The organism is Variovorax sp. dw_954, from assembly GCF_018449755.1.
Lineage (GTDB): Bacteria > Pseudomonadota > Gammaproteobacteria > Burkholderiales > Burkholderiaceae_C > Variovorax.
This window is the reverse complement of sequence record NZ_JAAVVD010000004.1, coordinates 91,039-103,185: the sequence shown is the minus strand read 5'-3', so window position 1 is coordinate 103,185 and position 12,147 is coordinate 91,039. Positions and strand designations below refer to the sequence as shown.

Genomic DNA, 12,147 nt, shown 5'->3' with positions numbered 1-12,147 from the left:
GGGCATCAGCCTTCGCGTTCCAGATTCGCCTTGAGTTGCCGCACGGCCTGCGCCGACTCGTCCTCGATCTGTCGCCGCAGCGTCACCGCATTGAGAAACGCGAACAGCAGGCTGTGCGCCTCGTACAAAAACTCCCGCACGAAATGCGTGCCACCGCCGGCGATGGGCGAGACCGAATAGCTCACGATGCCGGCGTCGCGTCCGTTGATCTGGCCAGCGATGCGCCACAGGCGGTCGGGCTCGCGCGCGGTGACGCGCCAGGTCGTGCGTCCGCGCCGACCGGCGACCTGGAAGTCTTCGCCCACGGTCTCGCCGACATTCAGCGAATGGCCCGCGTCGCCGCTGACCGCCAGCGAGGACGGATGCCACAGCGGCCACTTGGCGGGCGTCGTCACATAGGCGTAGACCTCCGCCGGAGGCCGCGCGATGTCGACGACGGACACGATGCGGGTGACGCCCGCAGGCATCGGCACGAACAGCGCCCCCACCAGCACCGCCACCACGAGGGCGGCGCCGACCCATCGTTTCCAGGCGCGAGACGTCGAGCGTTCCATGATCGACCTCCATGCGGGCGCGGCCCACGGCCCGCGGCCCTTCGCATTCTTGGCAGAAAACGGCTTCCGTTGGCGTATTTCTTGCGCGGGCAGCAGCTAACATTCACACCTGAGGCCGTCGCCCGTGTCGGGATTCCGCCCCGAATGGCTGGCCTGGACGAGGATTTGGATACTGTGGGCACCGACAACGCATTCGCCGAACTGGGTTTGGCACCTGACGCGACCGACACGGAGGTCAAGGCTGCCTGGCGCCGGCTGGTCTCGCAGTGGCATCCGGATCGCAACAGCAGCGCCGACGCGGTGGCCCGGATGCAACGCATCAACCGGGCATTCGAGGAGATCCGCAATGCCGGCCCGCGCCCGGCGCACGCCACCCGCCCCGCTTCGACGGCAGCCGAGAGCGCCAAGCCCAGGAAGCCCGCGCAAGAGTCCACCCGCGCATCTGCCGCGGACGACAACAGGAAGACGGGCCAGCGTGCGAATGGCCATGCCGCGTCGGGCAACGCATCCGGCGCTACTTCCGGCAGTGCATCCGGCCATGCGTCCGGCAATGCATCCAGCCATACATCCGACAGCACAGCCGATGCAGGCCCGCAGCGGCGCCCCATCTTCCGCAAGGTCAAGCTGACGCTGGAAGAAGCCGCGGTCGGCTGCATCAAGGTCATGCAGGGCAAGATCACCGAGACCTGCGCGGTCTGCGCCGGCGCCGGGCACCAGGTGCTGGGCGGCAACTGCGCCCAGTGCGGCGGCTCGGGGGCGATGCCCAAGCGCTCCTTCTTCGGCTGGCCCACCGGCTACTACGAATGCACGGACTGCCTGGGCGGCGGTATCGCGCGGCGGCCCTGCAAGGCCTGCGCCGGCGCCGGCAAGGCGACGCCGCAGCCCTACAAGGTGGGCGTGCGCATTCCGGCGGGCGTGCGGTCGGGCGACCTCCTGCATGTCGATGCACGGCGCGCGAGCAAGGGCAGTGCGCCGGCGGACCTCGAGATCCGCGTCGAGTTCGCGGAGCACGAATTCTTCAGGCTCGAGGACGACGGCACCATCCACTGCGAGATCCCGGTAGACGGCTTCGCATGGATCGCCAACCGCTCGATCCAGGTGCCCACCGTGGCCGGCCTTCAATCGATGAAGCTGAAGCGCGACCAGGTGTCCTACCGCCTCAAGGGCCATGGCTTTCCCGTGTCGCGCGGTGGTCCCCGCGGCGACCAGCAGGTGACGGTGCAGCCGATCTTCCCGGATCACCTCACCGCCGACCAGGAGATCCTGCTCGACCAGCTGCTGGCGACGACGTCGGGGGATGGCGGCCCCGCATCGGACAAGCGCCTGCGTGCATGGAACAGCGAATTGCGCGCGTGGGAGCGCGGGATGTCCAAGCGCGCGCCTTGACGCGAGCCTGAACAGGTCTGTCGCGGACTGCGCGACTTCGGCTCGGGTCTTCGCGAATCTTCGCCACGGACGAGTTCGAGCGAATCGGCATTGCGCGCGCGAGGCCAGACCGATTGGCCGCGTTCTGCTTGCGCACTACAGTGCGCGAATGACGAAGCGCTTCCTCTTCATATCGCTGTGGGTTGTGCTTTTCGGTGCGGATGGTGCCAGCGCCCAGCCGGCCGTCGCCGCCGGGGTCGACTACAAGGCCGACGCATCCTGGCTCTGCCGTCCCGGCCGCACGGATGCCTGCAGCCGCGACCAGATCGCTACGCGCGTCGAAGCGGATGGACGACGCACCATCGAGCCCTTCCAACCCGCCGCAGCGCCGGCCATCGATTGCTTCTACGTCTACCCGACGGTGAGCCGCGAGCGCACGATGAACAGCGCGCTGGCCGCGACCCAGGCGGAACGCGAAGTCGCCAACCAGCAGTTCGCCCGCTTCGCCTCGCGCTGCAGGCTCTACGCGCCGCTGTATCGACAGCTGACGCTGCATGCCCTCGTCACCACGGTGTTCGGCGAGCGGCTCGAGGAGGAGGGCGACGTGGCCTACGCCGACGTGAAGGCCGCCTGGCAGGACTACCTGGCCCGCGACAACCAGGGCCGCGGCTTCGTCCTGATCGGCCACAGCCAGGGCGCGCGCTGGCTCACGCGCCTGATCCGGGAGGAGATCGACGGCCAGCCGGTGCAGTCGCACATGGTGTCGGCGCTGCTGATGGGCACGAACCTCGCGGTGCCCAAGGGCGCTGACGTGGGTGGTGCGTTCCAGCACGTGCCGCTGTGCCGCAAGCTGACGCAGACCGGCTGCGTCGTGGCCTACGCGAGCTTCAGGGCCGAATCGCCGCCGCCGGACCGCACGCTGTTCGGCAAGGTCGCTGCACCGGGGCAGGTCGCGGCCTGCGTGAACCCCGCGGCGCTCGCGGGAGGCGAGGGCGCATTGATGCCGTACTTCTCGAGTGGCGACGTCGACATCACGGGCGTGCCGTCGCGCGTCACTTCGTGGCTGAAGAACGGCGACAAGCTGGGCACGCCCTTCGTCACCACGCCCGGCCTGCTGAGCGCCGAATGCGTGTCGAACGCGCAGGGCGACTACCTGGCCGTCACGACCCATGCCGACGCCGTCGACCAGCGCATCGACCACATCCCTGGCGATGTCGTCGTGGCAGGTGTTGTGCTCAAGGGCTGGGGCCTGCACCTGGTCGACGTGAACCTCACGCTGGGCAACCTGCTGGCTTTGCTGGAGCGGCAGACGGCGGCCTACCTCGCGCGCCAGTGATTCATACGACTTCGCAATCAAACGCATAACTGCGTTGGATCGCCTTGCCGTGCTACAGCACTGTCTGCGGCGCTCCGCCTTGTTCTGCGCCTGATTGCAAAGTCGTATTTCAGGTCCCGGCCACGTAAGGATTGCTGCGCCGCTCGCGCCCGAAGCTGCTCTCCGGGCCATGCCCCGGAATGAACACCGTCTCATTACCCATCGGCCATAGCCGCTGCGTGATGCTGTCGATCAGCTGCTGGTGGTTGCCCTGCGGAAAGTCGGTGCGGCCAATGCTGCCGGCGAACAGCACGTCGCCGACGAAGGCGCGCTGCGCGCTCGCCGAATGGAACACCACATGGCCCGGCGTGTGGCCCGGGCAATGGCGCACCGACAGCGTCTCTTCGCCGATCGACACCGTGTCGCCATCGGCCAGCCAGCGCGTCGGCACGAAGGGCTCGGCCGGCGGGAAGCCGAACATGCGGCTCTGCTGCGCGAGGCCGTCGATCCAGAACTGGTCGCCCGGGTGCGGGCCGACGATGGGCAGCCCACGCTTTCTCGCGAGTTCGCCGGTGCCACCGGCAAGGTCGATGTGCGCATGGGTGAGCCAGATCTGCTCGAGCGTCACGCCGAGCTTGTCGATGGCAGCCAGCAGCCGGTCGAGGTCGCCGCCGGGGTCGATGATCGCGGCCTTCTTCGTGGCGTCGCACCACACGATGGAACAGTTCTGCTGGAAGGGGGTGACGGGGACGGTCTGGTAACGGAGCATCCTTCGATCGTAAATGCACGGTCAGGACACCAGCTCATAGAGCACGAAGCAGAGGATCGCCGCGCCGATGCCGCCCGTGATCCACGCGCGCTTGCGCAAGGCCGCGAGCGCGCCTTGCTCCGGACGGTCCGACACGATGAAGGGCCGGTCGCCGTGGCCCTTCCACACCATGCGCGCATTGGGCGAAAGCGCGGGTGGCGGGCCGTCGCGGGAGGTGCGCGGTCGCATGCGCGCCGCGCCGATGCCGGTGAACATGTCGATGAAGCCGATGAACACCGCCAGCACCACGCGCATGGGCGCAGGCGCGGCAGCGACCACGTTGCGCCGCCATGCGCCGGTGCGGATCGCGTCGACGGTGCGCTCCAGCCAGCCGGGCGCCTGCGACTCGGGCACGTTGCGGCGCAGGTCGAGCGTGCCGATCACGTAGAGCGTGGCGCCGACCTCCACGCACTCCTCGGTCACGCGCAGCCGTTGCCCGCCCCGCCAGGGGAAGCCCAGCGTGTCGAGCAGCGCGACGCCGCGCGGTGGCAGCGCGTCCTTGTCGTCCTTGTCGCCCTTGTCAGATTCCCAGCTGCGCAACTCCAGCAGCAGTTCCGCGCCGTTGAGCCACACCGTCGCGCTGCCCGTCTCATCGCCGATGTCGATCGACTCGGCGCTGCCGCCATGGCGCGAGGCCACGCGTCGCCAGCCGCCGCTGTCCTCGCTGTCGCTCTCGTACCAGACCCACACCGCCACGTCCCACCAGGCGCACGCGCGTCCGGTGATGGCGGCGCGGGTCGGCGTGGCCGCTTCGGCGGGCGCCTCGATGTGCACCAGGCCGATCCTGGCCCGGCCGACCTGCGCCACCGCCATGCCCGCTGCCGCCTTGGCATCGCGCAGCATGCGCAGTCCGCGGCGCAGCAGCCAGCCGCCGGCCACCAGCCCCGCGGGAACCAGCACGAAGGGCGTGAGCAGCAGCGCCAGCAGCAGGATCGCCAGCACCAGCATGCCGAGCACCGCGACGACGATGCCGGCCACCTTGAGCCCGCTCCATTCCTGCGAATGCGTGCCCATGCGCTGCTGCGCCTCCTTCAGCGGCAGGCCTTCGCCGAGCCAGCGCGTGCCCAGGCGTTCGCGCACGGCGGCCAGCAGGGCCTCGCGGTCGGCGCCGGGCGGCGGCAGGCGGCGCATGAAGCTGCTTTCCACCTCGTCGATGCGGGTGAGCACCAGCCATTCCATCTGTGCCGGCACCCAGGTCGGCAGGTCCGGCCCGCCGCGGCCGCCCATGCCTTCCATGGCGGCGGTGCTGCCCTCCCGGATGGTGCTCCAGCGCACGGCGGCGCCGTCGCCCGCGAGCGGATCGTCGGATTCGTAGATCAGCGCGACGTCCGTGATGGCGTAGGTCGAATGCGTCTCGCCGAGCGGCGTTTGCACCGTGAAGGTCCAGCGTTGGCGCGCCCGCACGGCCTCATCCATGGACCGCTCCACGCCATGGGAACTGGAACCCGATGGCAGCGCGGGCCAGCTTGGGCGCAGCGAGACACCACCGGCGTTGGGTCATGCGTTCTCCGTCCTTGGGACCGACGGTTCGCATCATCCCGGAAAAAGCAGCCGGATGCGCGAATGCATTGCCTTGCCTCTGGCACGCCGTTTGCATCACACCTTGTACACAAGACAGGATGCTTGATGATGGTGCACGACAAGGTCTCGCTGGCCGAGCCCGATTCGACGACGAAGGCGACCGACGCAACGCCTGCTGCTGCCTGGATCACGCGCTTCGATGCGCCGATGAAGGGCGCGGTCGCCGGCGGGCCGCTGGCGGGATTGCGCTTCGCCGCCAAGGACAACATCGACGTGGCCGGCGTCGAGACGACGGCTGCGTGCCCCGCTTTCGCGCGCACCGCTGCGCAGCACGCACACGTCGTGGGCCGCCTGCTCGATGCCGGTGCGGCGCTGCTCGGCAAGACCAACCTCGACCAGTTCGCCTGCGGCCTCAACGGCACGCGCTCGCCCTACGGCGCGGTGCCCAACAGCTTCGACTCGCGCTATGTGTCGGGCGGCTCCAGTTCGGGCTCGGCCTACGTGGTCGCCACGGGGCAGGTCGACTTCGCGCTCGGCACCGACACCGCCGGCTCCGGCCGCGTGCCGGCGGGCCTCAACAACATCGTCGGGCTGAAGCCGAGCAAGGGCCTGCTGAGCACGCACGGCGTGGTGCCGGCGGCGCAGAGCGTGGATTGCGTGTCGATCTTCGCGCCCACGGTCGCGATGGCGGTGAAGGTGCTGCACGCGGCGATGGGCTTCGATGCAAAGGACGCCTTCTCGCGCAACCTGCAGCTGCGGCGCATGCCCTTTCCTGCGCGCTTCAACTTCGGCGTGCCGGCTACGCTCGAATTCTTCGGCGACGCGCTCGCGGCCGAGGCCTTCGACGAGGCCATCGAGCGCCTGGAATCGTTCGGCGGCCAGCGCGTGGCCATCGACTACGCGCCGCTGGCCGAAGCCGCCTCGCTGCTCTACGAAAGCGCGTTGGTGGCGGAGCGCTACGCTGCGGTGCGCGAGTTCTTCGACGCGCACCAGGACGAAGTGATGGAGCCGGTGCGCGGCATCCTTGCGAGCGGCCGCCAGTACAGCGCCGCCGACCTGTTCGACGCGCAACTGCGCCTGCGGGAGATCGCGCAGCGCGTGGCGCCGATGTGGCGCACCATCGACGTGCTGCTGGTGCCGACCGCGCCCTGCCACTGCACCATCGACGAGATGCGTGCGGACCCGGTTGTGCGCAATCGCGAACTCGGTGCGTACACCAACTTCGTCAACCTGCTCGACCATGCGGCGCTGTCGGTGCCCAGCTCGATCCGGCCCGACGGCCTGCCCTTCGGCATCACCCTGATCGCGCCCTGCGGCAGCGACCTGCAACTGGCCGAGCTGGGTCAGCGCTTCCACCATGCGACCGGCCTCACGCTCGGCGCCACGGGCCGCGCGTTGCCGCCGCCGATGGCGCTGCCGCTCGGGGCCGACATGGTGCGCGTCGCCGTTGTCGGCGCCCATTTGTCGGGCATGCCGCTCAATGGCCAGCTGCGCGAGCGCGGTGCACGCTTTCTGGTCGAGACCGAGACCGCGCCCGACTACCGCCTCTACGCCCTGGCCGGCACGGTTCCGCCCAAGCCCGGCATGCTGCGCGTCGCACCGGGCGCGGGCGCCGCGATCCGGCTGGAAGTGTGGGAGATGCCGAGCAGCCACTACGGCAGCTTCGTCGCGCTCATTCCCGCGCCGTTGGGCATCGGCACCGTGACGCTGGCCGACGGCAGCAGCGTGCAGGGCTTCGTCTGCGAGCCGCTGGCGCTCGAGGGCGCGGAAGACATCACCCATCACGGCGGCTGGCGCCGGTACATCGCATCGAGACAAGCCCCTGCGGGGTGATGCCCGCAACGTCCCTCGTTCATTCCATTTGCAGGAGCTTTCAATGCGCAACACCTCTCCCTCCACCTCGCGACGCAAGCTGCTGCAGGCCGGCGCTGCCGGACTCGGCGTGCTCGCCGCGCCCGCGATCGTGCGCGCGCAGGCCGCCACGAAGATCCGCATCGGCTACTGGCCCGTGGCAGCGGGCCTGCCCTTCTTCGCGGCCATCGAGCGCGGCTATTTCAAGGAGGCCGGCGTCGATGTCGAGCCGCTGAAGTTCGCTGGCGCGCAGCAGGTCATGGAAGCGATGCTCTCGGGCCGCGGCGACGGCAGTTCCAACGGCACCGGCTCGGCCAACCTGGCCATCGGAGAGATCGCGCAGCCGGGGTTGTTCAAGATCTTCTGCACCAACCCGAGCAATGCCAAGTTCGTGCTCGACGAATTCATCGTCGCCAAGGACAGCCCGGTCAAGGCGACGGCCGAACTCGCCGGCAAAAAGGTCGCCTCCGGCCCCGGCATCCAGAACGTCACGCTGGCCAAGACCATGCTGGAGCGCGCCGGCGCCAAGGGCGCGGTGGTGAGCGAACTGCCGATCGGCCAGCACGTGGCCGCGCTGGTCGCGGGCCAGGTCGACGCCTGCTACACGCTGGAGCCGACCGGCACCATCGGCCGCATGAACGGCACCACGCGCGTCATCGAGGCGGGTGTGGTGGCGAAGTACATCCTCGGCGACCCGATGGCCCCGTGGCATGGCGGCGCCGCCAGCCTCACGAGCGAGTTCATCAAGAAGAACCCCGACGCGGCGAAGAAGTACATCGCCGCCTATGCGCGCGGCGTCGAGCTGGTGCGCACCAAGCCCGACGAGGCGCGGCAGTACATGAAGGGCTACACCGCCATCGAAGGCCCGCTCACCGCCGAAGTGCCGCTGGCCTCGTACATGTTGCATCACGAGTTCAAGCCGAGCGACGTGGCCTACTTCCAGAAGTTCTACGACCTGTTCACGGACAAGGGCATCTTCGAGAAGAAGGTCGCTGTCGATCCGTTGCTCTACAAGGCCTAGCCATGGCCGAGCCCGCCGCCACCACCGCCGCCGCCCCCTGGGCGCCGCCCGCTGCCACCGCTGGCGCCGCCAGCGCCGTGCCGAAGAAGCCGCAATGGGAGCGCTGGATTCCCGCCATCGGCCCCATCGTGCTGTTCATCCTCTGGGACCTGGTGGTGCGGCTCGGCTTCATCAAGCCGATCCTGCTGCCGGCGCCGGCCGACACGGTGTCGACGCTCATCACCGGCCTGGCCGGCGGGCCGCTGCTGACCGACTTCGCGGTCACGGTGTGGCGCACGGTGCAGGCCTTCGTGATCGCGGCCGTGGTCGGCGTGCCGCTGGGCGTGCTGCTCGGCAGCAACGAGCGGCTGTACCGCAGTGTCGAGTTCCTGATCGACTTCTTCCGCTCCACGCCATCGTCGGCCTTGATCCCGCTGTTCCTGTTGATCTTCGGCGTGTCGGACATCAACAAGATCGCGATCGCGGCCTTCGGCGCCTTCCTCATCGTGGTGTTCAACAGCGCCTATGGGGTCATCAACGCGCGCAAGCAGCGCGTGATGGCGGCCAAGGTGATGGGCGCCTCGCGCTGGCAGGTGTTCAAGGACGTGCTGATCTGGGAAAGCCTGCAGCCGTCCTTCGTGGGCCTGCGTTCCGCGGTGTCGATGGCGCTGGTGATCGTCATCGTGGCCGAGATGTTCATCGGCTCCGACGCGGGGCTCGGCCATCGCATCATCGATGCGCAACAGGTGCTCAACGTCAAGAGCATGTATGCGGCGATCCTGGCCGCCGGTGCGCTGGGCTACGCACTCAACATCCTGTTTCTCGTCGCCGAGCGCCGCATCGTGCACTGGAGTGGAAGATGAGAGCCACCTCCGACGTCGTCCTCAACGGCCCGGTGTATGCCGATGTGCCCAAGCCCCTGTTCGTTCCCGGCCCCTCGGGCACGCACATCACGATCCGCGGCCTGACCAAATACTTCGCGGGCTGGCCGCTCTACGAGAACTTCGACCTCGACATCCCCAAGAACGCCATCGTCTCGGTGTTCGGCCCCAACGGCTGCGGCAAGAGCACCTTGATCAACATGATCGCGGGGCTGGTCCCGATCGATGCGGGCGAGATCCTGTTCGACGGCAAGTCGCTGAAGGACACCAAGATCGGCTACGTGTTCCAGAACTACCGCGAGGCGATGTTCCCGTGGATGCGCACCATCGACAACATCGCCTATCCGCTCAAGTTGGAGGGCCGCAGCAAGGCCGAGGTCGACCGGCGCATGGCGGAACTGGTCGCGTCCTTCGACGTGAAGTTCGACCTGAACCGCTACCCGTACGAACTCTCCGGCGGGCAGCAGCAGACCGCGTCGATCATGCGGGCGCTCGCGCCCAACCCGGAGGTGCTGTTCCTCGACGAACCCTTCTCCGCGCTCGACTTCGAGATGACGCTGTTCATCCGCGAGAAGTTGCAGGAGGTCTTCATCCAGACCGGCACCACGATGCTGCTGGTGTCGCATGACCTGGAGGAAGCGGTGTACCTGGCCGACCAGGTGCTGCTGCTGACCAAGCGGCCGACCAGGGTGGCCGAGATCCTGCGCTACGGCGAGGCGCGCCCGCGGACGCTCGACACGCTGAGTTCGCAAAGCTTCGTGGCGATGAAGAAGCTCAGTCTCGACATCTTTCAACGCGAGGTACGGCGGTGAATCCTTCCTTGGATCAAGCCCACCTCCGAAAGAGTCTGCGGTCCATAGTTGGTGGGCGGGATCACGCCGACGGCGTACTCTGCTCCGCGAATGTCCCCCGGCCTTCGGCCTCCTCCTTTATTTCGCTGCGCAGAGCACACCATCGACGTGATCCTGACGCGCAGTGGTCGATCGGCCCCGCACGACGCGGCGTGTCCGGGGCTGTGGGCAGCGGGTGTCCCCTGCAGCGAAATAAAGGGGGAGGCCGAAGGCCGGAGGACATTCGCGGAAGGGGATACCCGATGTCCTCGGCCCACGCCCCGGAGCAACTGACATGACCCCTGCACAAGTCTCAGCGTACGTCGACGCCGCCGCCGCCGCGCTCGGCTTGCGGTTGCGCAATGACCATCGACCCGGCGTATTGCGCTACTTCACGCTCGCGTCGGAGTTCGCGGACATCGTCGACGCGGTGCCGCTGCAGCCGCATCACGAGGCGGCGACGACCTTTGTGCCGGTCGAAGCGCAGGAGCCGGAGCAATGAGCGCAGTGCCGGATCGCACACGCCCACCGGGCACGCTGGCTGACACTTTGCTGGCCCAGGACGCTGCCTCCATGGCAGACGCGGTGCGCAGTGGCGCGACCACTGCCACCGCGCTGGTGCAAGCGAGCCTCGACCGGATCGACGCCACCGACAAGCGCGTCAACGCCTTCACCGACGTGGTGCGCGAGCGGGCGCTGCGGCGTGCCGCGCAGGCCGATGCGTCGCTCGCTTCGTCTTCCGGCGATCGAACGCGCGCGCTGCCGTTGCTCGGCGTGCCCTTCGCCGTCAAGAACCTGTTCGACGTGGCCGGCCTGCCGACCCTGGCCGGCTCCAGGATCGAGCGCGGCGCGGCCCCGGCGGTGCGCGATGGACTTCTGGTGCACCGGCTCGAAGCCGCGGGCGCGGTGCTGGTCGGCGCGCTCAACATGGACGAGTACGCCTACGGCTTCACGACCGAGAACAGCCACGTCGGCCCGGCCCACAATCCGCACGACCTGACGCGCATCGCGGGCGGCTCCTCGGGTGGTTCCGGCGCGGCGGTGGCGGCGGGACAGGTGCCGATCACGCTGGGCTCCGACACCAATGGCTCCATCCGCGTGCCGTCCTCACTGTGCGGCGTGTTCGGGCTCAAGCCGACCTTCGGAAGACTGCCTCGCACCGGCAGCTACCCCTTCGTGTCGAGCCTGGACCATCTCGGCCCCTTCGTGCGATCGGCGCGTGACCTCGCGCTTTGCTATGACGCGATGCAAGGCCCGGAAGACACGGGACCGCATGATCCCGGCTGCGCGCAGCGCGCCATCGAAGCCGTGACGCCCTTGCTGTCGCTCGGCACGAGCGGCTTGCGCATCGGCGTGCTCACCGGCTACTTCCGCGAGCATGTGCAGCCCGAGGCCTTGCTGGCCGTCGACCGCGTGGCCGAGGCCCTCGGCGCCACCCGCGCGGTCGAGCTGCCGCTGGTCGAGGCCGGCCGCGCCGCCGCCTTCCTCATCACCAATTCCGAGGGCGCCGCGCTGCACCTGCACGACCTGCGCACGCGTCCGCAAGACTTCGAGCCGCTCTCGCGCGACCGCTTCCTCGCCGGCGCGCTGCTGCCCGCCGCCTGGGTCGCGCGTGCGCAACGCGTGCGCCGCGCCTATGCCGAAGCCGTGGCCCGCGTGTTCGAGCGCTTCGACATCCTGCTCGCCGCGGCCACGCCCTGCGCCGCCACGCCGATCGGCGCCGAATGGTTCGAACTGCATGGCCAGCGCCTGCCGGTGCGGCCCAACATGGGGCTTCTGACGCAACCAATTTCGTGCATCGGCCTGCCGGTCTGCGCCGTTCCGGTGTGGGGCGCGCATGCGCACCTGCCGATCGGCGTGCAGGTGATCGGTGCGCCCTGGCGCGAGGACCACGTGCTGCGCGTGGCCGCTTCATTGGAGGCAGCGGGTGTCGTGCATGCGCCCGTCGCCGCGCTGGTGTAGTCCCAACCCCGGTTGGTACGGTTTATGCACACCGTCTTGTATCCAAGAACGGATACCTCC

Annotated in this window: 11 protein-coding genes; 8 read left to right on the top strand and 3 right to left on the bottom strand. The window is 68.8% G+C overall.

The window, feature by feature from the left end; genetic code table 11:
- Window positions 1-5 precede the first annotated feature (5 nt).
- The gene (locus tag HB681_RS08750; RefSeq protein ID WP_213954415.1) at window positions 6-554 is read right to left on the bottom strand and encodes an SRPBCC family protein; all 549 of its coding nucleotides are present in this window, start codon (window positions 552-554) and stop codon (window positions 6-8) included.
- A 174-nt stretch (window positions 555-728) separates the two neighbouring features.
- On the opposite strand from HB681_RS08750, the gene HB681_RS08745 reads away from it, so the two are divergent.
- Complete coding sequence (locus HB681_RS08745) at window positions 729-1,940, top strand: DnaJ C-terminal domain-containing protein (RefSeq protein ID WP_345944647.1); 1,212 nt, start codon at window positions 729-731, stop codon at window positions 1,938-1,940.
- A 148-nt stretch (window positions 1,941-2,088) separates the two neighbouring features.
- Complete coding sequence (locus HB681_RS08740; protein WP_213954413.1) at window positions 2,089-3,255, top strand: DUF3089 domain-containing protein; 1,167 nt, start codon at window positions 2,089-2,091, stop codon at window positions 3,253-3,255.
- 109 nt (window positions 3,256-3,364) lie between these two features.
- On the opposite strand, the gene HB681_RS08735 is transcribed toward HB681_RS08740, so the two are convergent.
- On the bottom strand, window positions 3,365-4,003 hold the full coding sequence (locus HB681_RS08735; RefSeq protein ID WP_213954412.1) for an MBL fold metallo-hydrolase: 639 nt from the start codon (window positions 4,001-4,003) through the stop codon (window positions 3,365-3,367).
- Window positions 4,004-4,024: 21 nt separating this feature from the next.
- On the bottom strand, window positions 4,025-5,458 hold the full coding sequence (locus tag HB681_RS08730) for a hypothetical protein (protein WP_213954411.1): 1,434 nt from the start codon (window positions 5,456-5,458) through the stop codon (window positions 4,025-4,027).
- 213 nt (window positions 5,459-5,671) lie between these two features.
- Between HB681_RS08730 and atzF the strand changes: the two genes are divergently transcribed.
- From atzF to HB681_RS08700, 6 genes are all read left to right on the top strand, one after another.
- The gene (gene atzF, locus HB681_RS08725) at window positions 5,672-7,396 is read left to right on the top strand and encodes an allophanate hydrolase (protein ID WP_213954652.1); all 1,725 of its coding nucleotides are present in this window, start codon (window positions 5,672-5,674) and stop codon (window positions 7,394-7,396) included.
- 43 nt (window positions 7,397-7,439) lie between these two features.
- On the top strand, window positions 7,440-8,435 hold the full coding sequence (locus tag HB681_RS08720) for an ABC transporter substrate-binding protein (RefSeq protein WP_213954410.1): 996 nt from the start codon (window positions 7,440-7,442) through the stop codon (window positions 8,433-8,435).
- 2 nt (window positions 8,436-8,437) lie between these two features.
- Entirely contained in the window at window positions 8,438-9,277 is an 840-nt protein-coding gene (locus HB681_RS08715; protein WP_213954409.1) for an ABC transporter permease, read from the top strand.
- Window positions 9,274-10,107: an ABC transporter ATP-binding protein gene (locus HB681_RS08710; protein ID WP_213954408.1), complete on the top strand. Its 834-nt coding sequence runs from the start codon at window positions 9,274-9,276 to the stop codon at window positions 10,105-10,107. Before HB681_RS08715 ends, HB681_RS08710 begins: the two co-directional genes overlap by 4 nt.
- Before the next feature lie 313 nt (window positions 10,108-10,420).
- Entirely contained in the window at window positions 10,421-10,627 is a 207-nt protein-coding gene (locus HB681_RS08705) for a DUF4089 domain-containing protein (protein WP_213954407.1), read from the top strand.
- Window positions 10,624-12,087 (top strand): AtzE family amidohydrolase, encoded by a 1,464-nt coding sequence (locus HB681_RS08700; RefSeq protein WP_213954406.1) that lies wholly within the window; start codon window positions 10,624-10,626, stop codon window positions 12,085-12,087. Before HB681_RS08705 ends, HB681_RS08700 begins: the two co-directional genes overlap by 4 nt.
- The last annotated feature ends 60 nt before the right edge of the window (window positions 12,088-12,147 follow it).

Coding starts and splice junctions, on each gene's coding strand:
- HB681_RS08750 (WP_213954415.1), bottom strand. CDS start 554: ATGGAACGCTCGACGTCTCGCGCCTGGAAACGATGGGTCGGCGCCGCC.
- HB681_RS08740 (WP_213954413.1), top strand. CDS start 2,089: ATGACGAAGCGCTTCCTCTTCATATCGCTGTGGGTTGTGCTTTTCGGT.
- HB681_RS08735 (WP_213954412.1), bottom strand. CDS start 4,003: ATGCTCCGTTACCAGACCGTCCCCGTCACCCCCTTCCAGCAGAACTGT.
- HB681_RS08730 (WP_213954411.1), bottom strand. CDS start 5,458: ATGGATGAGGCCGTGCGGGCGCGCCAACGCTGGACCTTCACGGTGCAA.
- atzF (WP_213954652.1), top strand. CDS start 5,672: ATGGTGCACGACAAGGTCTCGCTGGCCGAGCCCGATTCGACGACGAAG.
- HB681_RS08720 (WP_213954410.1), top strand. CDS start 7,440: ATGCGCAACACCTCTCCCTCCACCTCGCGACGCAAGCTGCTGCAGGCC.
- HB681_RS08715 (WP_213954409.1), top strand. CDS start 8,438: ATGGCCGAGCCCGCCGCCACCACCGCCGCCGCCCCCTGGGCGCCGCCC.
- HB681_RS08710 (WP_213954408.1), top strand. CDS start 9,274: ATGAGAGCCACCTCCGACGTCGTCCTCAACGGCCCGGTGTATGCCGAT.
- HB681_RS08705 (WP_213954407.1), top strand. CDS start 10,421: ATGACCCCTGCACAAGTCTCAGCGTACGTCGACGCCGCCGCCGCCGCG.
- HB681_RS08700 (WP_213954406.1), top strand. CDS start 10,624: ATGAGCGCAGTGCCGGATCGCACACGCCCACCGGGCACGCTGGCTGAC.